The sequence below is a fragment of the Acetobacteraceae bacterium genome (genome assembly GCA_004843165.1).
Taxonomy (GTDB): Bacteria; Pseudomonadota; Alphaproteobacteria; order Acetobacterales; family Acetobacteraceae.
Genome location: CP039459.1, coordinates 592,629 through 614,902, shown reverse-complemented (window position 1 = coordinate 614,902; position 22,274 = coordinate 592,629). Strand labels below are relative to the sequence as shown.

Annotated in this window: 21 protein-coding genes and 2 tRNA genes; 10 read left to right on the top strand and 13 right to left on the bottom strand. The window is 45.3% G+C overall.

The genetic code is table 11. From position 1 onward, the window contains the following. Nucleotides 1-40: 40 nt before the first annotated feature. Nucleotides 41-355 (bottom strand): hypothetical protein, encoded by a 315-nt coding sequence (locus tag FAI41_03010; GenBank protein ID QCE32630.1) that lies wholly within the window; start codon nt 353-355, stop codon nt 41-43. A gap of 637 nt (nt 356-992) precedes the next feature. Between FAI41_03010 and FAI41_03005 the strand changes: the two genes are divergently transcribed. Both FAI41_03005 and FAI41_03000 read left to right on the top strand, forming a co-directional pair. Further along, nucleotides 993-2,291 (top strand): hypothetical protein, encoded by a 1,299-nt coding sequence (locus tag FAI41_03005; protein QCE32629.1) that lies wholly within the window; start codon nt 993-995, stop codon nt 2,289-2,291. A 302-nt stretch (nt 2,292-2,593) separates the two neighbouring features. Further along, nucleotides 2,594-3,742 carry a hypothetical protein gene (locus tag FAI41_03000; protein QCE32628.1) on the top strand — a complete coding sequence of 383 codons (1,149 nt, stop codon included), beginning with the start codon at nt 2,594-2,596 and terminating at the stop codon, nt 3,740-3,742. A 21-nt stretch (nt 3,743-3,763) separates the two neighbouring features. Here the strand turns inward: FAI41_03000 and mobB are convergent, their stop codons facing one another. Both mobB and FAI41_02990 read right to left on the bottom strand, forming a co-directional pair. Further along, the gene (gene mobB, locus FAI41_02995) at nt 3,764-4,297 is read right to left on the bottom strand and encodes a molybdopterin-guanine dinucleotide biosynthesis protein B (GenBank protein QCE32627.1); all 534 of its coding nucleotides are present in this window, start codon (nt 4,295-4,297) and stop codon (nt 3,764-3,766) included. Then, a complete protein-coding gene (locus tag FAI41_02990) occupies nt 4,294-4,728 on the bottom strand; it encodes a hypothetical protein (GenBank protein QCE32626.1) in 435 nt (144 codons plus the stop codon). Before FAI41_02990 ends, mobB begins: the two co-directional genes overlap by 4 nt. A gap of 73 nt (nt 4,729-4,801) precedes the next feature. Here FAI41_02990 and FAI41_02985 point away from each other — a divergent pair, with 73 nt between their 5' ends. The 5 genes from FAI41_02985 (at nt 4,802) to FAI41_02965 (ending at nt 10,218) form a co-directional block, all read left to right on the top strand. After that, the gene (locus FAI41_02985) at nt 4,802-5,386 is read left to right on the top strand and encodes an SEL1-like repeat protein (GenBank protein QCE32625.1); all 585 of its coding nucleotides are present in this window, start codon (nt 4,802-4,804) and stop codon (nt 5,384-5,386) included. A 110-nt stretch (nt 5,387-5,496) separates the two neighbouring features. Further along, complete coding sequence (locus FAI41_02980; GenBank protein ID QCE32624.1) at nt 5,497-7,086, top strand: adenosine deaminase; 1,590 nt, start codon at nt 5,497-5,499, stop codon at nt 7,084-7,086. 166 nt (nt 7,087-7,252) lie between these two features. Beyond that, nucleotides 7,253-7,948, top strand: a complete 696-nt coding sequence (locus FAI41_02975; GenBank protein QCE32623.1) for a VWA domain-containing protein — start codon at nt 7,253-7,255, stop codon at nt 7,946-7,948. A 13-nt stretch (nt 7,949-7,961) separates the two neighbouring features. Then, nucleotides 7,962-8,753 (top strand): protein phosphatase 2C domain-containing protein, encoded by a 792-nt coding sequence (locus tag FAI41_02970; GenBank protein ID QCE32622.1) that lies wholly within the window; start codon nt 7,962-7,964, stop codon nt 8,751-8,753. A gap of 7 nt (nt 8,754-8,760) precedes the next feature. Then, complete coding sequence (locus FAI41_02965; GenBank protein QCE32621.1) at nt 8,761-10,218, top strand: hypothetical protein; 1,458 nt, start codon at nt 8,761-8,763, stop codon at nt 10,216-10,218. 23 nt (nt 10,219-10,241) lie between these two features. Here FAI41_02965 and FAI41_02960 read toward each other — a convergent pair whose 3' ends face one another. The 5 genes from FAI41_02960 to FAI41_02940 form a co-directional block, all read right to left on the bottom strand. Then, the gene (locus tag FAI41_02960; GenBank protein ID QCE32620.1) at nt 10,242-10,778 is read right to left on the bottom strand and encodes a hypothetical protein; all 537 of its coding nucleotides are present in this window, start codon (nt 10,776-10,778) and stop codon (nt 10,242-10,244) included. An 82-nt stretch (nt 10,779-10,860) separates the two neighbouring features. Then, the gene (locus tag FAI41_02955) at nt 10,861-11,667 is read right to left on the bottom strand and encodes an SDR family oxidoreductase (protein QCE32619.1); all 807 of its coding nucleotides are present in this window, start codon (nt 11,665-11,667) and stop codon (nt 10,861-10,863) included. Nucleotides 11,668-11,944: 277 nt separating this feature from the next. Continuing rightward, a tRNA-Glu gene (locus tag FAI41_02950) sits at nt 11,945-12,020 on the bottom strand. Between the two features lie 69 nt (nt 12,021-12,089). After that, nucleotides 12,090-12,165, bottom strand: a tRNA-Glu gene (locus tag FAI41_02945). A gap of 202 nt (nt 12,166-12,367) precedes the next feature. After that, a complete protein-coding gene (locus tag FAI41_02940; GenBank protein QCE32618.1) occupies nt 12,368-12,763 on the bottom strand; it encodes an HIT domain-containing protein in 396 nt (131 codons plus the stop codon). Nucleotides 12,764-12,921: 158 nt separating this feature from the next. Here FAI41_02940 and FAI41_02935 point away from each other — a divergent pair, with 158 nt between their 5' ends. Both FAI41_02935 and ubiM read left to right on the top strand, forming a co-directional pair. Further along, a complete protein-coding gene (locus FAI41_02935; GenBank protein ID QCE32617.1) occupies nt 12,922-13,521 on the top strand; it encodes a nitroreductase in 600 nt (199 codons plus the stop codon). A 96-nt stretch (nt 13,522-13,617) separates the two neighbouring features. Next, on the top strand, nt 13,618-14,862 hold the full coding sequence (gene ubiM / locus FAI41_02930; protein QCE32616.1) for a 5-demethoxyubiquinol-8 5-hydroxylase UbiM: 1,245 nt from the start codon (nt 13,618-13,620) through the stop codon (nt 14,860-14,862). Nucleotides 14,863-14,920: 58 nt separating this feature from the next. Here the strand turns inward: ubiM and FAI41_02925 are convergent, their stop codons facing one another. The 5 genes from FAI41_02925 to FAI41_02905 form a co-directional block, all read right to left on the bottom strand. Then, the gene (locus FAI41_02925; protein QCE32615.1) at nt 14,921-15,571 is read right to left on the bottom strand and encodes a hypothetical protein; all 651 of its coding nucleotides are present in this window, start codon (nt 15,569-15,571) and stop codon (nt 14,921-14,923) included. Continuing rightward, nucleotides 15,568-16,389, bottom strand: coding sequence for an RNA pseudouridine synthase (locus FAI41_02920; protein ID QCE32614.1), 822 nt, complete (start codon nt 16,387-16,389; stop codon nt 15,568-15,570). Before FAI41_02920 ends, FAI41_02925 begins: the two co-directional genes overlap by 4 nt. A 27-nt stretch (nt 16,390-16,416) precedes the next feature. Then, nucleotides 16,417-19,776, bottom strand: coding sequence for a hypothetical protein (locus FAI41_02915; GenBank protein QCE32613.1), 3,360 nt, complete (start codon nt 19,774-19,776; stop codon nt 16,417-16,419). A gap of 106 nt (nt 19,777-19,882) precedes the next feature. After that, complete coding sequence (gene rsmD / locus FAI41_02910) at nt 19,883-20,473, bottom strand: 16S rRNA (guanine(966)-N(2))-methyltransferase RsmD (protein ID QCE32612.1); 591 nt, start codon at nt 20,471-20,473, stop codon at nt 19,883-19,885. Further along, on the bottom strand, nt 20,470-21,558 hold the full coding sequence (locus tag FAI41_02905; protein QCE32611.1) for an rRNA pseudouridine synthase: 1,089 nt from the start codon (nt 21,556-21,558) through the stop codon (nt 20,470-20,472). The genes rsmD and FAI41_02905 overlap by 4 nt, the downstream gene beginning before the upstream one ends. A gap of 113 nt (nt 21,559-21,671) precedes the next feature. Between FAI41_02905 and FAI41_02900 the strand changes: the two genes are divergently transcribed. After that, nucleotides 21,672-22,127 carry a nucleoside deaminase gene (locus FAI41_02900; protein QCE33772.1) on the top strand — a complete coding sequence of 152 codons (456 nt, stop codon included), beginning with the start codon at nt 21,672-21,674 and terminating at the stop codon, nt 22,125-22,127. The last annotated feature ends 147 nt before the right edge of the window (nt 22,128-22,274 follow it).

The following is a 22,274-nucleotide window of genomic DNA, read 5'->3' as shown; positions in this document are numbered from 1 at the left end:
GTTTATTTGTCCGCTTTATTTTTTGATTGTCTTTCCGTAATTAAGGCAGGGTGCCATCTGGGGCAATAACACCGCCGGCTTGGCGGTATTTAAATTCTGCTTGGGAGCAACGCTGGCGGTATCCTTCACGGCCGGCTTCCATTAAGCCGATAAGAATTTCTGTATCCCGTAAGATTTCTTGACGAAGCTCTTCCCCCCCGGCCTCTTCACTGTCTAGAGGGTTCTCTTTTAAGCGTTTAAGGTCAATGACAGCTCTTGCAATGATTGTTTCTGCACGGGCAACATGTTCTTGCGCATCCTGATAAATCTTTTTGGCAGCTTCTTGTTTTGCTTTCTGTGGATCTTCTGATGTCACAGCCTTGTTCCTTTTTTAGAGATTATTCTGTAAAATGAATTGCTTCATAAAAGAGATACGCCCCTAAGCACGCAACCGCAATTTTTTTATGAAAAGGGAAAAAGGATATTTTAATGTCTGAGGATTTTTTAGAGGGTGATGGTAAAAAATTAGCGTCTAAATCGGATCTTTTTCTAAAATATTTTTTACTGATTATTGTGGCCTGTACACTTTATTTATTGCCAGATTTTTTACAGCATTTAGCGTGGCTATTTTAACGGCTCTTTACAAAAATTATTTTTATAGAATATAATGATGCAAACTTTTAAGCGCTTTATTATTTGTTCTAAATGATATTCAAAGCGCATTAATCCCATTTTCGAGATGTGAAAGCTTATGTCCGGCCTTTTGAACCGAACCTTTTTCAGCAAGAACGCACAGAAGAAGTCACATGCCCGAAAACCGCATCGTCATTCAGGACGACGCCATACGAAAATCTGCGGGAGCTGATGATTGCGGTTTAAGTCTCTTTTTAAAAGGGACAATGGGACGAGACGGAAAATCCAGAAATTTACTCAAAGATTTTTTCTTTTTCTTAAAGAAAAGAATTTTAAAGCTCTTTTGAGAATAGATGACGATCTCCGCTCGATAAGAGGATATGTTTTTTAAATTACAAAGAATAGCCATTTATGGCTCAGCCATTAGTGCTGTGCTTGGCAGTGCGGGTATTTTTACAGTTAAAGCACAGGCTGAAAACGCACCGGTAGAAATCGGCAAAAGTAAAAAACAGAATGTTGAGATTTCATTACACATGACGGCAGGAAATATGATGCCGGATATGCCTCAAATGCCGATGATGTCATCGGATGAAACACCGCAAGCATTGGCTCTTCAGCAACGGGCGATTAACCAGAAAAATGACATTAAAGAATGGCAAGAGCGTGGCAATACGGCGACGGGGCCAGATCAGTTCGGTGAAGTAAAATCGGTTGCCCAAGAGCAGATTATTCATGCAAGAATTTGGAAAAAACTCGATAAATGGGGGGTTTTGGGCGATGTTGGAAAATTTTTTACGCAGCCTATGCCGGAATTTTGGAATCAAGGCACGATTAATGAATCTTTCCCGGCGATGAACGGCAAAGGGCATTGGTGTGTTGAGCCGATGTTCTTTGGGAGTACGCCATGGGGGTCTTTTAATTCAAATGGTCACCATGATACGTCAAAAGCAGCGAATGGCGGTAATAATTATACCAATCTTTGGTGGATGGCCTATTCGATCACCGATCAGCTCGAAGTTTTTATTGAGCCGACTTATGAGGTGAATTGGAATGGCGGCGCTAGTACGGGAAGTCCTGAATTTGCTGATTTACCTTTTGGGATTAAATATAGAACCAGCTCCAGCTACTCTCCTTCATTGACGCTAACGCTAGGGGGACAGGCACCGACAGGACGTTATGATAAATTATCTAATCCCAATGACGGCTCCGGATCAGGTTCATGGTATTTTAATTTTGGCGTGACGATGATGTATTCCATTCCTGTTTTTGGTCATCCTTTGATTAGCTCTGTTTGGGCCTCTGCTAATCAATCAACAGGCGACGCACGAATTCACGGCATGTCAACCTATGGCACAGAGGCAGGATTTGATGGCTGGGCAAGTCCAAGTCAGTTTGGAAGTGCCGGGGAAGGGTTTGAATATGGTCTTACTAAAAAATTTGGTCTTGCATTGGATTTGATGGGAAATTGGGCTGCACCTACGAGTGTTAAAGGCCATGATGCGAATGGTGTTTGGTCGAAAACCAAAGGGGAATGGAGTGATCAGTTTACGGTTGTTCCTGGATTGGAATATGCTTTTTCCCCGAATTGGGGGATTGTCGGGCAGGTTTCAGTTCCTGTCGTGGGACGTAACACAAGTGCGAATTTAACGCCGCAAATGGCAGTTGTCGCCTATTACTAAGGGGGAGATTGGCTTTTCAATCTTTCCTTTCCCAAAAAAATGTTGCGTAATCGCCGCATTCTTTTTTTTGTTAGAGATTTACCCTTGGTGCTAATGTCTTTTTTTTAAATTTCCTTTTAAAGCTCATGTGACATTTTTCTCTCTGACTGTGTATGGGCTTGAAGTTTTTAAAAAATCTCCCTCCTTTTTTCTTTCGGTTGCTTTTTATAGCGGGCCTAGGAACTTCCATTTTGTGGGAGGGTTCGGCACGGGCAGAAGAACGGCGGACAGTTGATTTACGAGAGTCGCGGCGCGGTAATGAAATGTCGTTTCAGAAGACGGAAATGCTGGTGCCGAATGTGCCTAAAATGCCGATTGCTTCGCCGGGGCAAACGATTGCACAGTTCAAGGCGCAGCAAGAGCGTATCAATGAAAAAAATGAGATTAAAGAATGGCAATCCAGAGGAAATGTCGCAACAGGGCCAGATCAATTTGGCGAAGTTACAACGCTCAAGCAAGAGCAGATTATTCATGCACGTCTTTGGAAAAATCTCGATAAATGGGGAATTTTAGGAGATATTGGCAAGTTTTTGACGCAGCCGACCCCGGATTTTTGGAGTTTCGGCACTTCTAATGAATCTTTTGCAGGCATGAGCGGTCAGGGGCATTGGTGTGTAGCCCCAATGTTTTTTGGGACAACGCCTTGGGGCAATTTTAGCGATCATGGCCACCATGACACTTCCGCAAAGGGTGGCAATTCTTTTTCCAATAGCTGGTGGCTGGCTTATGCGGTGACCGATAAGCTCGAAGTATGGGCAACACCGGGATTTGATTTAAAATGGAATGGCGGTGCGTCGCTTTCAAGTCCGCAGGCGACCGATACACCTTTTGGGATAAAATATAGAACCAGCACCGCTTATTCACCTTCTTTGACATTGACGCTTGGAGGGCAGGCCCCAACGGGCAGATGGGACAGGCTTTCAAATCCAAATGACGCTTCCGGAGCGGGAACATGGTATTTCAATTTTGGCGTGACGATGCTTTATACAATTCCGGTTTTGGGACATGCGTTGGTTGGCACTGTCTGGGCGACAGCAAATCAGGCGACAGGTCAAGCGAGACTTCATGGGATGTCCGCTTATGGCACAGAATCTGGTTTTGACGGCTGGGCAAGACCGAGCGAGTTCGGGACAGCCGGACAGGATTTTCAGTATGGGATTACGAAAAAATTCGGTCTTGTTCTGGATTTAGTCGGGAAATGGAGCGCCCCGACCAGTGTTAAAGGCTGGGACGCTACCGGTAACTGGACAGAGAAAAAACAGGCTTGGTCAGACCAGTTTACGGTCATTCCGGGATTTGAATATGGTTTTACACCTAATCTCGGTTTTGTCGCACAGGTAAGTGTCCCCGTTGTTGGCCGCAATAGTGCTGCAAATCTAATGCCGGAAGGGGCTTTTGTCGTTTATTATTAGTGCTCTTCCAAAAAGGAGATTTTAAAGCGATGGATTTTCTATTTTTGTAAGGTGCCAGTTTTGAATAAATAGGCTGATTTCCTCAGGAGAATTCAAATCAAGCTGGGGAATTTTTAAGTGGGGAATTTCAATATCTGTGGCGATGGCGATAGCATGGGAATCACACACGAGATCCGTTAGAGGGTGGCCGGCGCCTTGTCTGAAAAGCTGTATTTTAGGGATGTCTTCATTTTTAAATCCCTCTACGAGGATCAGATCCAGTTTTGTTTCATCCATGCGAGAGGCAAGATAGCCGAGATTGAGCGTTTCCGCCTCGGGTGTTTCTGTCATGAGCGCCCATCTTTTGGCGCTGGCAACAAGGGTTTGATGGGCACCGGCTTTGCGAAGTTCGTAACTGTCTTTGCCTTTGGTATCCACATCCATATTATGGTGGGTATGCTTAATCAGACCGACACGGAGATTTTTCGCCGCTAAAAGAGGGATGAGCTGTTTTAGAAGGGTTGTTTTCCCTGTGCCGCTCCATGCACAGATGCCGAGAAGGGGAAGCTTTTTCATGAGAAATCCTGTTGAAAGACGAGTAAAAAGGCGGCAGCTTCGTTTCCCGGCGGCACTTGGCCAAGATATTGGCCATTTTTACCAATCACCGCACCGGATTTGGAAAGTTTTCCAAGAAAATTACCATCTTTTCCGCTCAGATGGCCGTGGCGGTTGATACGTCCGGCATAGGCGCCAAAACGGTCATGGAAAGAGCCATCTGAATTGATTTTACCGATATAGTTGCCCTGACGATCCTTAAACATGCCATTTAAGGCTTTATGGCCGGCATATCCATCTTTTTTGGAGTAGAAATTGCCAAAGGAATCCCGGCTGCCGCCTGAACTGCTCTGCTGTTTGTCAAATTCTGCAACCGTCTTGGGGATATTGACCTTTGTTGGTAGGAGCAAGGAACGCAAAAACGGAATATGGCTAAGAATTTTGAGGATCATTGATTTTTAAACATGCTTTTTAAATTTCCTTTTGATAGGAAGGAAAAATGAGATTTTAAGGAAAGCGTCTTGTGTGAAGCATAAACAAAGAAGTTTAAAAATTCTATGGATACTGCCTCTCTGTTTTTTATATCAGGGAATAGCAGGGGTGGCGCATGCGATTGATCCGGCTCAGATTGATGATTTTGTGCAAAGAGCGGATCATGGGGACATGCAGGCGGAATATGTTCTTGGAATTTCTTTTTTAAAGGGGGATGGCATTGTTCAGAATGATTTTCTGGCAAAGCAATATTTAAAATTAGCGGCGGCACAGGGCCATCAGGAAGCGCAAATTCAGTTGGATAAAATCGCTGGAAAAGCAAAGCCAATGATTCCCTTAAAACCGAATTTTGATCATACGCTTCCACCACAGCCTAAAATCGGTCAGAATATCAAAAAAGCATCGCCGGTGAAGGCCGCTCCTTCCAAGCATGAAAGAAAGGTACCGCATATGTTTCTTATTTTGGAGCTTATTTTAGGGGGGACTTTTTTTCTTTTTGGCTTTCAAATGCTTTATCGCGTTTATCGTTTTGTTTTTCCTAAGAAACAGACCCAATCCAAGCTTGGAACGCAAAAATCCTCTTATCAGATTATCAGTGATTTTAAGGGGCGTTTGTAAGATTGGCTGAGAATATACGCTTTTTCCTTGCGTCTTTTACCGGAGGGTTTTTTATATTATAGCAGTCCTCCAAGATTGTTTTAATTTTTGTGAAAGAGGATGTTGAGAGAATGCGTCATTTTAAAGCCAAGCATTTATTTTCATTTCGGGCACTCATGCTAAGTGCTGTCTTTGTTTCTGCTTTTTCCACCTCTTTTGCAAATGCTAAACATAAGAATGTTTCAAAAGGGCAGGCAGAAAATCTAGAGGAGATCTTAGCCAGTGTGAAAGGGAACCCTGTTGCGTTGGAAGGTTTTCTAAAGACATTCCCAAAAGGTTCTGACCTTCACAATCATTTGACGGGTGCGATTTATGCTGAGAATTTCCTGCGCTGGGCCGGTGAGGACGGCAATTGTATTGCAATAGATAAGCAGGCCATTCTCCCGACTTCCTGCACCTCTCCTGCTCAGAAAAATTTACGTCCTGCAAAAGATATTTTGAAAAATAAGGATCAGGAAGAGAAAATGGTGGATGCGATGTCCATGCGTCATTTTGTCTATCATCCGGGAGGCGAGACAGGACATGACCATTTCTTTGCGGCTTTTCACCGTTTTGACGGTTTGAAAGATTTTAGAATGGGCGACATGCTGGCAGAGGCTACCGGCCGTGCCGCAGAAGATCATGTCGAATATGTTGAATTTATGATTGCCCCAACCGTGATGGCGGCCATTCATGCCGGGAGTAAACTGCCCGATTCCAAAGAAGATGGGAATACGGCTTTCAAATTTTGGGAGCAGGCATTAGCCCCTGAATTACCAAAACTTGTCGCACAGGCGGAAAAAGAAATTAACGAGGCCGAAAAACGTAGTCGGAAGCTTTTAAATTGTGACGCTAAAAATCCTCAGCCAGCCTGTTCTGTGCATGTGCGTTATCTTTATCAGGCATTGAGAACCTATAGTCCGAAAGAGGTTTTTGCCCAATTATCCCTTGGCTATGCATTGGCGGCAAAAGATTCCCGTGTTGTGGGGGTCGATTTTGCAGAGCCGGAAGATAATGAAGTGGCGGTGAAAGATTATGCGCAGCACATGCAGATGTTTGCCTTTTTGAATAAGGTTTATCCTTCTGTGAAGCTGTCTCTGCACGCTGGAGAGCTAAGCCGTGATCTTGTTCCTAAGGATGCGTTGAAAAACCATATCAGGCAGGCGATTGAAGTGGCAGGCGCAAAACGTATTGGTCATGGGGTGGACATTGCCGGGGAAGAGAATAGCGACCAATTACTCAAAGAAATGTCTGATAAAGGCATCATGGTCGAAATTAACCTAACCTCTAATGATGAGATCTTAAATGTGAAGGGCAAGGCGCATCCGCTAGCGCTTTATCAGCATGCGAATGTGCCAGTCGCACTCTCTACCGATGATGAGGGGGTTTCCCGTGGTAATTTGACGCAGGAATATATGCGTGCTGTTACAGACCAAAATCAGCATTATGAGGATTTGAAAAATTTCAGCCGAACGGGTTTGGAAAAATCCTTTATGCCGGGAAAATCTCTTTGGGTGAAGAAAGACAAGCCTGTGAAACAGTGCCAATCTTCTCTTAAAACCGGTAAGCTTTCAAAAGAATGCACTCATTTTCTTGAAGAGAATGAAAAAGCCCGCTTACAGTGGGAATTAGAAGAAAAATTCAAAGCGTTTGAAAAGAAGGCATTGCAATCAAAAGCTTAAATTTTTTACAAGCCCGATAATCTTTTTTAAAGAAGTCGATCGGGCTTTTTTCAGGTTTTTAAAAAGGAGGACAGGTGCATTTATGTGCTTGTCCTCCTTTCTGTATGGTTTTAGACTAAAGCGCACACGGATAGACAGCGCATACGACTCTAAGAGGAATATTATTTTGAGCGATTTTGAACAGGTTCCTTTTTCTGATTTTTCAGCCATTGAATTTGCTGAAAATCCTGAAAATAGATGCCCTTGCATCCTGCTACTTGATGTTTCTGGCTCTATGTCTGCTGGGATGTTTAGCACAAAAGGCCCCATTGACGATCTTAATGAAGGGGTTCGCCTTTTTAAGAGCGAACTGGAAAAAGATTCCTTGGCGGCAAAACGTGTCGAGATTTCTATTGTGACCTTTGGCGGAGATGTCAAAATTGCTCAAGAATTCTCAACGGTCGATGAATTCCATCCCTATGATTTTAAGGCAACCGGCCTGACCCCGATGGGTGAAGCCATTGAAACAGCTATTGGGTTGCTGAGAGATCGCAAAAGCCAATATCAGGCCAATGGTATTAAATATTATCGCCCTTGGATTTTTATGATTACCGATGGTGGCCCTAATGATGATGTCACCAGAGCGATGGAATTGATTAGAAACGGTGAGGCGGCCAAAGAATTTGCCTTTTTTGGGATTGGCGTAAAAGATGCCGATATGAATATTTTGAAAGAGCTTTCTGTGCGTGCGCCGCTGAAACTTCAAGGGGTTAAATTTAATGAGCTTTTTAGCTGGCTTTCCAGCTCTTTAAGCTCTGTCTCCCGTTCTCGTCCAGGCGAAAGCGTGGCGCTTCCTTCGCCGGAAGGCTGGGCTGAAATCTAAAAAGGGGGGGAGAATGATGAAACCTTGGCGGTGGATGCAGGCCTCTAAAATTGGCACGAGCCATCTTAAAAACCAAACTGCTTTGCAGGATGCTTGCGTTGCCTTTCCAATTTCACCGCCGCTTTTTTCAAAGCGGAAAGATTTCTGGTTTTCCGCCATTGTCTGTGATGGTGCCGGCAGTACCTCTCACGGCGGCGAGGGGGCGCAAATTGCCTGCCGCTTTCTCAAAGAAAAAATCCGCCGTTATTTTAAAAAATCCTCTATTTTACCTTCGGAAACGATTCTAAGAGGATGGGTTTTAGAAACACGTCAAGAGATTGCCCGCCAAGCGGAAAAGTCCGCTGAAAATCTCTCTCTTAAAGATTTTGCCTGCACCTTGGTGCTTTTCTTGGGTAATGGTACCCAGCAAATCTGTGCCCATATTGGCGATGGGGCGATTGTGACCTGTGATGCCACGCAATCTTGGGAGTGTTTTTCGGCGCCGCATCATGGGGAATATGCTTCGACAACTTATTTTTTGACAGATAAGACGTTGCAAATTCGGGTCTCTACACAGTCAAAAGAGATTAAAGGTATTTGTGTTTTTAGCGATGGGTTAGAGGGACTTGCCCTAAATCTTTCCAATAACACGCCGCATCAACCTTTTTTTCAGACCTTGTCTCGGCCGCTTGAAAAATCACTAAGGCGGAACAAAGTAGGCTGTGATAAATTCCTATCGAAAGGATTGGGAGAGCTACTGCTAAGTGAAAAAGTGTGTAGCCGTACGGATGATGATAAGACATTGATCTTTGCATTGGTGAAATGATTTTTAGATGAAGCCAGCGCATTTTTACTTGAATGGCCATCCTATCACCCTCGGCGCAAAATTGGGGAGCGGCGGTGAGGGGGATGTTTATGAAATTCAAGAAAGCTCCTCTCTTGCGGTAAAGCTTTATAAACCGGATAAGGCCGCTTCCAGAGCCTCTAAAATTCGCTTTATGGTTCAGCAAAAGCTTGCGGAACGTGCCGGAAAAATGGTTGCCTTTCCACAGGCTATTGTGACCGACCAAAAGGGTTGTTTTTGCGGATTTAGCATGAAAAAAGTGGTCGGTTATTTACCGGTGCATGAGCTTTACAGTCCCAAAAGCCGCCGATTGAAATTTCCGAATAAAGATTATCGTTTTTTAGTCCATACAACGCAAAATATTGTGCGTGCCATTGCGAGCGTACATAAAGCAGGCTGTGTTATCGGGGATATTAACCATTCCGGGATTTTAATCTCACGGGATGGGTTGGCTATTTTGATTGATACAGACTCTTTCCAAATCCATGATGGGCGCAAGGCTTATCATTGTCAGGTTGGTGTTGAGGAATATACGGCGCCGGAGCTCCAAGGGCAGTCTTTAACGAAGACTTTACGCACAGAAAACCATGATTGTTTTGCGCTCGCTGTTTTGATTTTTTATCTTTTAGGCATGGGGCGTCATCCCTTTGCAGGGACGGATCCTCGTGACCCTAATAAGGAATTAGGACATCAAATTCGGGATTATCAATTTTCTTATTCTCTCACACGTCCTGTAAGCAATGTGCCGCCTAGAGCATCGCTTCTCCTGAAGGATTTCCCACCAGAAATCCGCAAAGCGTTTGAGGCGGCTTTCGGTGAGCGAAAATCAGGATTTTTTGGGATTAAAGGCGCGACAGCACCTCAGCGTCCGAGTGCCTTTGAATGGGTTCAATTTCTTGGGAAAATGCAAAAAACGCTGAAATCCTGTCAGGTTAATCCCCAACATTACTATTCAGCCTCAAGTAAATCTTGTCCGTGGTGCCGTATCCGCCAGCAGTCAGGGATTGATTATTTCGGGATGAATCCCCAAAAACAGACCCAGAAAAATAATCTTCTTTCTTTGAAAAAAGCCGCACATTCTCAAAATCCACAGGCAGAATGTGCCTTAGGTTTGCGTTATTTTGAGGGAAGAGGTGTTTCAAAAGATCCTCAAAAGGCTTTCCAGTGGCTTCAAGAGGCGGAAAAACACGGGAGTATAGCCGCTTCTTTCAACCTAGGAGTGATTTTTTACCAAGGAAACGGGATTGGCCAAAATTTCGAGATGGCACGAAAATATTTTGAAAAGGCCGCCTTATCCGGTGATCCCGATGCCAATTATAATTTAGGCGTGATGTATTTTAATGGCGATGGCATTCCCCAAAATCTCAAACACTCTGAAAAATATCTAAAAAAAGCGGCAATGAAAGGCCATGTCGAAGCGAAACAGATGCTTTCTTCGCTTTTCTAAGGCGCATTATTTGGAAAGTATACTTACTGATCTAGCACAGCAATGGAGGGCATGAGGGGGCAGGGCGGTGCCATCCATGTCCTTTGCGGATAGGTTCTGCCGAATTTTCGGGCAGAAAGATAGCGTTCGACTTTTAGAGAGCAGTTATCATTTGGATCACGCTTATAACGTCTGGCTAAATCCCCTGCTTTGTCGAGAGAAAAGCCCGCCTCATGGGTGAGGATTTCATAGAGTTTTTCATAGGTGATCGGTGTTTTCTCATCCGGCGTATCGTTGAGAAGAAGATCATAATAGGGATAAGTGTCTCTTGAGATAATATGGCAGTTCAAAAGTGTGATTTTCTTTGCAGGCCAAGGGCAACGATGGTGTTGCTGTTCGAATGTTTTGGGTTCGTGATTTTTATTAGGTTTCCCCGAATGAAGCTTGTGTAAAACTTCGCCTGCCGCATGTGGAAAACCGCAATTTTCAACCGCCTCTAATAAAACGCCGTTGCACAAATCCGCTGAAGCGGAGAGCGGATAAAAAAACGGAAGCAAAAAAAGCGAGAAATATTTTTTCATGGGTTTAGAGAGCTTTATAAAAAAGAAGAATCTCAAAAGATACTCTGAGATTCTTCCTTGAAAAAGCCTTTATTGTAAAGCTTTAATAACCGGCAGTTTGTCCGCCATCAATCGAAATCACGCTGCCCGCCATGAATTTCATTCTGGGGGAGCAGATTCCTAGAACGATTTCAGCCACGTCTTCCGGAACGCCATAATCCGTCATTGCAAGGGTTTGCAATAAGGCTTTTTTGCTCTCTTCACCTTTTGCAAAATCATGGATTAAAGGTGTTTCGATTGGGCCCGGAGCAACGGCGTTGATCGCAATGCCGGCCTGTGCATATTCCAGTGCTGCTGATTTTGTCATGCCGACCACGGCGAATTTAGAGGCGACATAGGCAGAGGCACCGGCAAATCCAATAATCCCTGCACAGGAGGCCGTATTGACAATCCGGCATTGGCCGCCTGCACCGGCTTCTTTCTCAAATTTTGCAATGGTTTTGAGCATGAGGGGAATTTGGTGCTTCATCGAAAAGAAGACCCCGTCAACATTGACCTTCATCAAGCGTTGATATTCCGCACTATTCACCTCGGCCAAAGCGCCGCCGGCACCTGCCATACCTGCATTATTAAAGGCAATATCCAAACGTCCGAATTTTTCAAAAGTCTGTTTAATGGCTGCCGCAATTTGTGCTTCTTCGGCGACATCACAATGTGCAATGACGAGCGGTGCGAGATGTCCTTCTTTTGAAATAGCGGCGGCGGCTTCTTTGAGAGGTTTTTCTTTCCGTCCAATAAGAACAAGTTGTGCACCTTCTCTGGCGAAGGCTTGCGCTGTGGCTAAACCAATTCCAGAACCTGCGCCGGTAATCAAAACAACCTTATTGGCGAAAGTAGCATGAGCTGTCATGGAATATCCTTTATTTCCTAAATATCAAGAGATCTTAGATAAGGACGATCGAGCTTCTTTTAAAGCATGATGCTTGGAATAGATTTTGGGATTACTTTAAAAATCGTGGCAGGTTTAACGGAGGATTGGGTTGGAGCGTTGAATTCGCCCGAAGAAAAGCAGAAAATTCTGTTTGCTCTATATTTCTGGATTGCTTGAGGCAAGATTGATAATGGCATCTTATGCTTCTGTGAATGAAGCTCTGAAATATTCAGGAATTTCATAATCCAAAGGCTAATGGCGTCTCGTACGGGATTCGAACCCGTGTTGCCGCCGTGAAAGGGCGGTGTCCTAGGCCTCTAGACGAACGAGACAATGGCCTTATAGTCACCACATATAAATTATAAGTGGGATTATGTAACAGGAGAATGCTCTAAAGCAAATGGCGTCTCGTACGGGATTCGAACCCGTGTTGCCGCCGTGAAAGGGCGGTGTCCTAGGCCTCTAGACGAACGAGACAAGAGCCTGTTTGGTGTCCCCACTCATAGAGCAGTTTTGAACTTTATGGCAAGTAAAAAAACATGAAAAACATCATTTTTTTATATTTTTCTTTGTTTTTATGCTTTTTGTACAAAAAATAAGCTGTTTTGATGTCCACTTTTACATTCTAAATAAAGAGGAGGTGAAATTTTCACCTCTCTTTTGGACAAGTAATGGGATTTTAGGATTCCGAATGAAGGGGAAAAAGTTTTTGACCGCCAAGAATATGAACATGAAAATGTTCCACTTCTTGTCCCGCATTTGGGCCTTGGTTGGTAATGAGACGGAAACCTGACTGGCTTTTATCCTCAGCTTTTTCTAAAAAATGGGATTCGAGTAGATGCGCCGTTTCTTCAACAAGATTCCAGAAATCATTTTTCTCCTCTTGAGAGGCTCTGCTGTTAAATTCAGAGAAGTTCTGATAAGGGCCTGTGGGAATGACAATCGCATGAATTTTTGCCTTTGGCGCAATGTCATGAAAGGCCAAAGCATGCGCATTTTTTGTAATGATATTGGCAGGGATCAGTCCTTTAATAATTTTGGCAAAAATATTATCGGGATCATAAGGTACGGTCATGGCGCTTTGTCCTTTTCTTTTGGGTGAATTTCTTTGAAAGAAATTGGCGTTAACATGCAAAATAAGGTTAAAATGCTTTTAAAGCTTTTGCCAGCCTGTCCCAGTTGGTTTGGCCTTATTTTTTAAATATGATTTAATTTTTTAATGGGATTAAAATTATGGCAACTTCATTTCCTGTTTCCCTAGAGGCGCTGTTAGCACGTCAATCTGTTGATGCCCCTCAAGCGCCAGCACCCCAAGGTGAAATCCTTAATGCAATTTTAAAATCAGCTCTTTGCGCTCCCGATCATGGCCGTATTCGCCCTTGGCGTTTTGTTGTGATTGACGGGCAGAAAAATTGCGCAATCTTAGGGAAAAAAATTGCGCAAGCCGCCCATCGTCAAAATGAAGAGATCGGTGAAAAAAAACTCGGACGTTTAGAGCGTCGTTTTGCAGATGCGCCTATGGCGATTGCGATTGGGGCGGAATATTTACCCGATTGCGCAATCCCCCGATCTGAGCAGGAATATTCTGTTGCCGCAGGGGCGATGAATATCCTCAATGCGTTAAGTTTCTCAGGATTTGGTGGGGTTTGGGTTAGTGGTGCTTATGGTGAAGATGCACAATTGCGTCAAGAGCTTGGCTTGTCTGAAGATCCCCTAAAGGGCGGATTGCTGGGTTTTCTTTTGGTGGGTTCCGAACCGGAACGGATGAAAGGACTAGGGCCAAAGAAACGGCCTGCCTTGGAAGATCATGTGCTTCATTGGCCAAAAGCCTAGAAGCCGTTTGGAAAATGTCGTAAGAAGGTAAGATATTTATAGCATTTATAGATCGTGGGTTATGGGCGCCCGATTGTCCCATTGAGGAGTAAAGAGATGGAAAATTCTCACGCACAATCATTTGACATTCTCATTGGTGGCGGGGGCCCTGCCGGCCTTGCAACGGCCCTTTCTTTTGCAAGAGATGGCTGGAGAGTCGCTGTTGTGGAAAAGGCACCGCAAACGGTGCTGGCCGCCCCTTCTTTCGATGGAAGGGAAATTGCCTTAACCCATCATAGCCGCCGTTGGCTTGAGAATGCAGGCGTGTGGGAAAAATTTCCGCAAGAATGTATTTGCCCGATGTATCAGGCACGGGTTGAAAGTGGCGATGGTGGATCTTCCCCTTTGATTTTTGAGGCACCGCACTCTCTTTTTAAAAGAAAATCTTCTCCAAAGACAGGTGAAGGTAAAGCTTTGGGCTGGTTGATTGCCAACCATCTTATTCGCAAAGCCCTCTATGAGCGTGTGAAAGAAGAGGCGGATAATATTACGCTTCTTTGCGGTCATTCGATTGTGAAAACACGTCAAATTCAGGGCGGTAAAGCGGTTGCGGCAGAGCTTGATAATGGAGAAAAAATTGCGGCACGTCTTCTTGTCGCAGCGGATGGTCGTTTTTCCCATTTGCGCCAATCCGCTGGGATTGGGATTATTCTGCATGATTTTAAATCAAATGTTTTGGTTTGCCGGGTAGCGCATTATGTGCCGCATGAAAATGTGGCGCTGCAATGGTTTACAGAGGGGCGCACGGTTGCGCTTTTGCCGGTTGCAGAAATGACGGAGGACGGTCGCTATCAGTCTTCTTTGGTTTTAACCATGTCTCCTGAAAAAATTACGCATTTACAGCAATGCGATGCAGCGGAATTTAATAAGGAAATTTCGATCCTTACGGAAGATCGTTATGGCCCTTTGACACTTTCAAGCCCTCGTATTGCTTATCCGCTCAAAGCTGTTTATGCGCATCGTTTCTATGCGGATAGAATGGCGCTGGTGGGGGATGCGGCAGTCGGTATGCATCCGATTACGGCGCATGGCTTTAATTTCGGTCTCAAGGCACAGGAAATTTTGGCGCAGGAAATGCTGCAAACCAAAGATGCTGATCCCGGAAATGCACAGGCATTGCGGAAATATTGTCATAAATTAAGAATGGCGACCTTTCCGCTTTTTGCGGCAACGAATGCGATTGGGACAGTTTATACACGGGATGAAACGCCTTTCTTGATTGCTAGAAAAGCGGCGCTCAAAGTGGCTAACCGGTTGGTACCGTTTAAAAATCGTATCGCCAGAGCATTAATGGACGCTTGAAGATTTTTTTTATTCAATACAGGAAACCCCGCTTTAAAGGCGGGGTTTTTTATATTTGTCAGTAGCGCACTTGTGATTGAATGAGGCGGTGATTTTGCAAATCAGGATGGCAGATGGGGCTGGCAGGTTGAACCATGCCAAAGGGCCATCCTTCATAGCAAGGCCAATAAGGTGGTTTGGCATAAGGGGTTGGCGCACGATTTTCCTCCCAAAGCACGGTATGTTCAAAGCGCTTATTTTTTCGAAATTCTTCCTTGAGCTGATAAAGTGTGATTTGCTTAAACACAAAACCATGATGCGTCATGGCGGGTAGATGCGCTAAATCGGCTTGGAAATAGCTTTTTTTATCGGAAAGCGGCTGGAAACGGAGGATAACGGCCTGATATTCGGTTGAGGCAACGAGAGGGATAGCGCAGAAATAATCTTCCTGTTGATACGCATTCCACGGATTTCCGCTGATTGTTCCGCCTGACCCCTGCATGTGGTCTTGATCGTTGGAGAGGCACCATTGGGCGAGTTCTTTTGCCTTTACCGCTTGGGTAAAATGCGGATCAAGTTCATTGGGCTGTAAATTTTGAGGCAAAGATTTGGAATAATTTTTGCTATCAGGTTGGATTGGCGGTGGTGCTTTGGGATTGGTCTGCATTTGGCAGGCGCTTAGGATGGAAAGCCCAAGAAGAGAGGCGGCGCAAGATAAAGATTTTTTCACGGAAAAAAAGGATCCTTTCCCAAGAAGGGTACTGATGAAGAGATAAAATCAGGATGGATTTTTTGAATTTCGGTAGTCATAAAATCAGGTGGCGGCATGCTGGCTTCGATTTTTTCGCTAGACGGAAGCTGGAGGAAAAGGGAACGTGCCAAAAGGCATAGAGGTTGGCTTGCAGCGGCCGTGGATTGGCTGTAAAGCGTATCGCCTAAAATGGCAGCACCTAAAAATTGGCAATGCACCCTGGCCTGATGGGTGCGCCCTGTGAGGAGTTCCAGTTCAATCCATGTTTTCCCATTGTGCTCGCCGCGTTTTTTCCATTTTGTTTTTGCTGGCAGAATCTCTTTTCTAAGGGAGGAGGGGAGGGCATTCACATCGGGGCAGGCTTGCATAAACCATTTTTGTTTTTTACGTATTTTATACAAAGGCACAGTGATTTCACCACTGTCCCCAAGGGAGGGATCAAGGACATCTTCTAAAATAGCCCAGTAAATTTTAGAGAGATTTTTGGTATTTTTTATTCCGGCAAAGAGATTTTGTGCCGCAATCAGCGCCGTTTTACGCCGTGCAATGAGCAGACATCCTGCCGTATCCTGATCCAAACGATGCACCAGCCATGGCCCTCCACGCTTTTGAGGCTGAAGATATTCTTCAACTGTTTTGTGGGAGGTGTTTTTTGTCGGGTAAACAGCCATGCCTGCGGGTTTTGCGATGACAGCAAAATGCGGTGAAAGATAGAGAAGCGGTAAGGTCATTCCTTTCCGGAAAAACCTTGCCCCGTCTTCTTTTGGAAGCGGGGCTTGGCTCATAAGATGAGGCATTGGGGCGTGTATGGAAGAAGACAGGGTTTAGAAGAGATGATTTTCATCGTCCTCTTCACCAGAGAAAGAATCCTCAAATCCGTCATTTTCCTCTTTCGGCGGTTTTCTTGCGAGAATATCCCGCTTGCCGCTGGCAGAGGCAGGGCCGACAATGCCTTCCTCTTCCATCGTTTCAATGATTTTCGAGGCACGGTTATAGCCGATGCTGAGCTGGCGTTGTAGAAAGCTGGCCGTAGCACGTTTATGTTTAAAGATAATCTCAACGGCCTCTTCGTAGAGCTCGTCTTTATCACCGCCGGAGCCACTGCCAGAATCAGCCCCACCGCTTTTACTGTTATCTTCGTTGGCTGCCTCTTCCATTTTCTGCGCAATGTCGGAATTGTAAACGGGCGCTTGTTTACTCCGGAGATCATTGGCAACGGCATCCACTTCCTCCTCACTGATATAAGGGCCGTGCAGACGGATAATCGGTTTGCCGGGAAAACGGAAAAGCATATCCCCATTGCCAAGTAATTGTTCGCCACCGGCAACATCCAAGACAATCCGTGAGTCAATTTTATTGGTGACCTGGAAAGCGATACGGCTTGGGAAGTTGGCTTTGATTAAGCCTGTAATCACATCGGCAGATGGTCTTTGGGTGGCGATAATTAAATGAATACCGCAGGCACGTGCTTTTTGTGCAAGACGGACGACACCAGCCTCGATTTCTTTCCCCTTGCCGTCACTCATAATCAAATCGGCCATCTCATCAATCACGATGACGATATAAGGGAGATGTTCGCTTGGAAGCTCGACCTCCTCTGTAATGGGCAGGCCTGTTTGCGGATCGTTTCCGCTTTGATAGGTGCGAATGTTGGAGGCACGTCCTGCACGGATTTCTCTTGCCCTGTGGTTATAATTGACAATGTTGCGCACACCGGCATCTGCAAGGAACTGGTAACGGCGCTCCATTTCGCCAACAGCCCAACGAAGCGCACCTAAGGCTTTATCTGCCTCGGTAATGACAGGGGTCAGCAGGTGTGGAATACCTTCATAAAGCGAGAATTCAAGCTTTTTCGGGTCAACCAGAATCATGCGGCAATCTTCAGGGCTGAGACGCAGAAGCAAGGAGAGCAGCATAGCGTTCATCCCAACGGATTTCCCTGAACCTGTCGTTCCGGCAACCAAAAGATGGGGCATTTTTGCAAGATCAGCGTAAACAGGCTTGCCCGTCACGTTTTTCCCAAGAGCAAGCTCTAGATAGCCTTTGCTTCCTGTCCATGTTGGATTGTTGAGCAGCTCCACAAAGGAGACCATGTCTCTGATATGGTTAGGCACCTCTAAACCAACAGTATTTCGACCTGAAACACGGGTAATGCGGATATTGGCAACAGCGAGAGAGCGGGCAATATCGTCACTTAAGGTGACAATCTGGCTTTCTCTTGTGCCCGCAATCGGACGGAATTCAAAAAGGGTTGCAACAGGGCCACGGCGGATCGCCACCACTTGTCCTTTAATTTTATATTCAGCAAGAACTTGCTCAAGAGATTCGCCCATTTCCTTGAGGTCTTCTTCTGTCGGAATTTCCTCATTTGGGGGACGGTCTTCGAGTAAAGAAAGCGAGGGCTTGATCCAGTTTTCCTTGGAATAAGGTGAAGAGGACATCGGCATTGGAGGGCGAGGCGCAGGCTGTGTTGGTTGCGGTGCTGGTTGCGGCGTTGGTGCCGGTGGTGTTTGCACATATTGCGTTGGCTGTTGCACCGGACGTTCAGGCACAGGTGGGGCGTAACTTGGCTGGCTCTGGCTTGACGGGTTAGGCAGTGGTGCTGTTCTGTTCTCTGGTTGCGGCTGGAATGGTACCTGTGTTTCTGCCGGCCTTACGGTAGGGGAGGGGGCAGGTGCCGTATAAGGTACCGTTGGCGGCATTGCTTGGCGAGAGGTGATATGTGCGTCTGTTTCAGAATTTCCTTCAGGATGGAAGGGATCATACTCATCCTCTTCACGGTGAAGGTCATAGGTGTTTCGGATCGGTGGTGTCCCGATATAATGCGGTTGCGGTGCTGGCTCGAAAGGCGAGCCGACACTTGGCTGTGGACGTGGTGTAAAATATTTGCCTAAAGAAGAAAAAGCACTGGCATCCTCTTCTACCTCTTCCGAAGGAAGATGATTTGCGATCTCATTTTTAGAGAGAGAGCGATGTTGGGAAGAAAGATTTTGACCCTCTGTTGCCGCCTGTGTAGAGATCTCCTCATGTATATCGTGAGATTGCACCTCGTGAGAATGTATGTCGGAGGAGGTCGGATTTGTCTTTAATGGCAGCTCTTCTAGCGGAGAGCGTATTTCTTCCTGTGGATGCGGAAAAGAAGATGTTTCCTCTTCAATTGGCGGCAAAGGACTGCGGTGAATGGGCGTTGCTATGATAGCAGGTTTTTCTGCCACAAAAACTTCTGGATTTATGTTCGGTTCCTGCACGTTTGCAGAAGGTGTCTCTTTGGTGGAGAACCAGGGGTCATTTTTGTTATTTTCCGCGAAAGGTTCGCTGCCAAGCATATCAGGGACATTGGGAGAGGGATGGTGAACATCCGAAAACGGACTATCTGTCAGGCTATGTTTGCGGTAGGGTCTTTTGCTGGATTTTTCCGGGAAAAAGTGATGATAGATCTTCCCCAGAAATTTGCCGAAGGAAATCCAATATTCCAGCGGCATTCGAAAGGCGACAGCCGCCGTACCGATAAGGGTTAAAATCCCCAAAATCATCAGCCCGACTGATTTTTCCGGTGAAATATGATTGGGAGAGGCAATGGAAAAGAGTGCTAGAAGTTCACGCCCAAAATATGCCCCGACATAGCCGCCGAGAGAGGTGTTCGGAATGAAATGTTTCCATGCCTCAACGCCATCAGGTGCAAAGAAGATCCATTCAAAAAGACTTGCAAAAGCAGCGCCTGAAAAGAGAAAAGCAAGGCCGCCCAATGCACGGGTGACAATATTGCCCGGCTTGCCAGCGTAGATAAGTTCAATTCCCCATCCGGCAAGCAAAATAGCGATGAAGAAAGATCCAATACCAAAGAAATGTAAAAGCACGTTAGAGATATCCGCTCCTAAAATACCAGTCATGTTCTGGACAGGATTACCGTTAGCCGTATCCAAATTCGGGTCAAATTGATTAAATGTCGTCAGAGCGAGAAAAAAATAACCCGCTAAAATGAGGAACGAGAGGCCAAAAAATAATCCGCAAAAATTCGAAATAAAATGAAGCGTTTTTGTCCAAGCGTTCGGGGTGTCTTCATCATGGGTTGGGGGAAAAGAATCTTGATATAACAAGAGCTCTTCTTCAGCTTGGCTTTTATTTCCTAGCTCATTTTCTGAAAATATTTTTTTTAAAAAAGTGAAAAAGGAAATGGCATTCACCTCAGATTTGTCTCATATCGCCCCAAAACACAATATTCTGGGACAGGATACAATAAATAAACAGAACACACCAAGGCAAGAGATGAAAAATCCCGCTTATTCTTTTTCATATGGTTTTATTGGGACACCAAAAGCGCATCATTGCCGCTCCAAAGCGCCTTTCTTCTAAGAGATTTTCAGCCCCCGGCACGGCTTCAAAAATTTCACTTTCTCCTGTTTCCGCGACAATTAAAAGATCTGGATTTTCAAGCCATCCTGCCTTTTTAAGCGCATTAAGACTGCGGGGAACAAGATTTTTTTCATAAGGCGGATCTAGAAAAATGAGCCGTGGTGCGGGCATTTCCCAAGATTTTTTAAAAATAGGCGGTCTTAAAATATCCGTTGAAAAAAGGCGGACTTGTTCTTGTACTTTACAGCGTTCGATATTCATCGTGAGCGCCTTGAGCGCTCTGATGTTTTTTTCAAAAAAATAGGCAAAATGACAGCCACGGGAGAGGGCTTCAAGTCCAAGCGCTCCGGTACCTGCGAATCCATCTAAAACTGTTCCGGAAAAAATTTCCTCTCCTCCCCAAGGAGCATGGCGCAGCATATCAAAAATGGCGGAGCGTGCACGTTCACTCGTTGGTCGGGTTTCCCGACCCGGAGGGGTGTTGAGATGCAGATTTTTAAATTCTCCCCCGGAAATTCTCAGGCTCATTTTTTAAAATTCCGTTTGATTCTTTTTTGAGATTTTTGCGGTGTAAAGGTTTTTGCGGAAGTAAATCCTTCTTTTTTATCGTATTTCACTGTGCCAAATTTAGCTTTTCCCGGTTTTTGAGAATTTTTCTTGTCAGGCACATGAAATGCTTTGGTGAAATTCTCTTTTTTGTGGGCGGTTTTGCCACGGATATTTTTAGCCTCTTCCTGTTTCATCGGCACAGAAATTGCAGAAACAGTTTTGCCGTTTGGTGCTGGAAAATAGCTTGGCAGAGCGTGATGAGCCTCTTCTGGTGTCAGGGGCTGCACCATACCTGTTGGCAGATTGCCAAGCGTGAAAGGGCCGTAGGCCATACGGATGAGGCGATTTACTTTGAGCCCTAAAGCTTGCATGACACGGCGGATTTCCCGGTTCTTACCCTCTTGGAGTTGAACTGTCAGCCATGTATTTCGGCCTGAATTGAGAGGTCCCTCAGGTTTAACGAGGATGGACTTGTACTGAACCCCTTCGACAACAATGCCGTTTTTAAGGTCTTCCAGCGCCTCTTTGTTAATGGTGCCAAAAACACGTACCCGATAAATTCTTTTCCAGCCTCTGTCGGGTAATTCGAGCTCTCGGCTGAGATTGCCATCATTGGTGAGTAAAAGAAGGCCTTCGGAATTAAGGTCAAGCCGTCCGACTGAAATCACACGGGGAAGCTCTTTGGGAAGATTCTCAAAAATGGTTGGGCGGCCAAGCGGATCGCTATGGGTCGTAATGAGGCCTGAAGGTTTATGATAGAGCCAGAGGCGGGGCATAGCCGGCGGATCAATAGGCAGATCATCCATAAAGACCTGATCCGTTTTGGCAATCAGGGTGGAGGGGTGCGTAATTTTTTCTTTTTTGCGGCTCTCTGCAAAATAAACGGAAATGCGCCCTTTTTCGACGAGTTTTTCGCTTTCACGGCGGCTTGCAATGCCGCAACGTGCTAAATATTTGGCAATTCTTTCGCCGGAACGATTGTCACTTGGCGCTACTGGAGCAGAAGCGCTATGTTTTTGAGAAGATTCGGAGACGGGGGAGGTTTGTTTTGAATTTTGGCGCATATCTAGCAAATAACGATAAAGAGAACAGCTTTGAAGAGGAAAAATTCAAAGATCCTCATTTTACCCCTCCAAAAAAGAAATTATACTGGACAAAGAAGCAATGGGAAAGCCTTATGACGGCGGCTTTCGCACAGGCGAGTGCGGCAGGCCAGCGGGGGGAAGTTCCTGTTGGCGCGGCTTTGATGGATGCTCAGGGCAATCTTTTAGCGGCAAATGGTAATCGGGTTATTGAACAGGATAATCCTTTAGCCCATGCAGAGATGCTGGTGTTAGAGGCAGCGTGCCAAAAATATGGTTCAGCCTTTTTACGTCATACAGCGCTCGCTGTGACGCTGGAACCGTGCCCTTTATGCGCCGCAGCGATCGGGGCGTTTAAAATTCAGGCTTTGAGCTTTGCGGCCTATGACCAAAAGGGCGGTGCCGTGGAACATGGTCCTCGCCTTTTCTCTTTGAATCTCCCATATCCACCTTTGGAAATTTTTGGGGGGATTCGTGAACGGGAAAGCACACAAATGCTTAAAAATTTCTTTGAGCGTTTGCGAGAGCGACAGCCTTCTGTGAGGTCTTAATTTAATAAAAAGATATTTTTTGCAAAAATTGATATGTAAAAGAAGATATATATTGCAAAATTTTATACGATCAGAATTTGATAACGTGTCTTAGGATGCTTATCTCTTACGATATTGTATCGTGATGAGGGCTGGGAATGTGCCTGA

Coding starts and splice junctions, on each gene's coding strand:
- FAI41_03005 (QCE32629.1), top strand. CDS start 993: ATGTTTTTTAAATTACAAAGAATAGCCATTTATGGCTCAGCCATTAGT.
- FAI41_03000 (QCE32628.1), top strand. CDS start 2,594: ATGTCGTTTCAGAAGACGGAAATGCTGGTGCCGAATGTGCCTAAAATG.
- mobB (QCE32627.1), bottom strand. CDS start 4,297: ATGAAAAAGCTTCCCCTTCTCGGCATCTGTGCATGGAGCGGCACAGGG.
- FAI41_02990 (QCE32626.1), bottom strand. CDS start 4,728: ATGATCCTCAAAATTCTTAGCCATATTCCGTTTTTGCGTTCCTTGCTC.
- FAI41_02980 (QCE32624.1), top strand. CDS start 5,497: ATGCGTCATTTTAAAGCCAAGCATTTATTTTCATTTCGGGCACTCATG.
- FAI41_02970 (QCE32622.1), top strand. CDS start 7,962: ATGATGAAACCTTGGCGGTGGATGCAGGCCTCTAAAATTGGCACGAGC.
- FAI41_02965 (QCE32621.1), top strand. CDS start 8,761: ATGAAGCCAGCGCATTTTTACTTGAATGGCCATCCTATCACCCTCGGC.
- FAI41_02960 (QCE32620.1), bottom strand. CDS start 10,778: ATGAAAAAATATTTCTCGCTTTTTTTGCTTCCGTTTTTTTATCCGCTC.
- FAI41_02955 (QCE32619.1), bottom strand. CDS start 11,667: ATGACAGCTCATGCTACTTTCGCCAATAAGGTTGTTTTGATTACCGGC.
- FAI41_02940 (QCE32618.1), bottom strand. CDS start 12,763: ATGACCGTACCTTATGATCCCGATAATATTTTTGCCAAAATTATTAAA.
- FAI41_02935 (QCE32617.1), top strand. CDS start 12,922: ATGGCAACTTCATTTCCTGTTTCCCTAGAGGCGCTGTTAGCACGTCAA.
- ubiM (QCE32616.1), top strand. CDS start 13,618: ATGGAAAATTCTCACGCACAATCATTTGACATTCTCATTGGTGGCGGG.
- FAI41_02920 (QCE32614.1), bottom strand. CDS start 16,389: ATGCCTCATCTTATGAGCCAAGCCCCGCTTCCAAAAGAAGACGGGGCA.
- rsmD (QCE32612.1), bottom strand. CDS start 20,473: ATGAGCCTGAGAATTTCCGGGGGAGAATTTAAAAATCTGCATCTCAAC.
- FAI41_02905 (QCE32611.1), bottom strand. CDS start 21,558: ATGCGCCAAAATTCAAAACAAACCTCCCCCGTCTCCGAATCTTCTCAA.
- FAI41_02900 (QCE33772.1), top strand. CDS start 21,672: ATGACGGCGGCTTTCGCACAGGCGAGTGCGGCAGGCCAGCGGGGGGAA.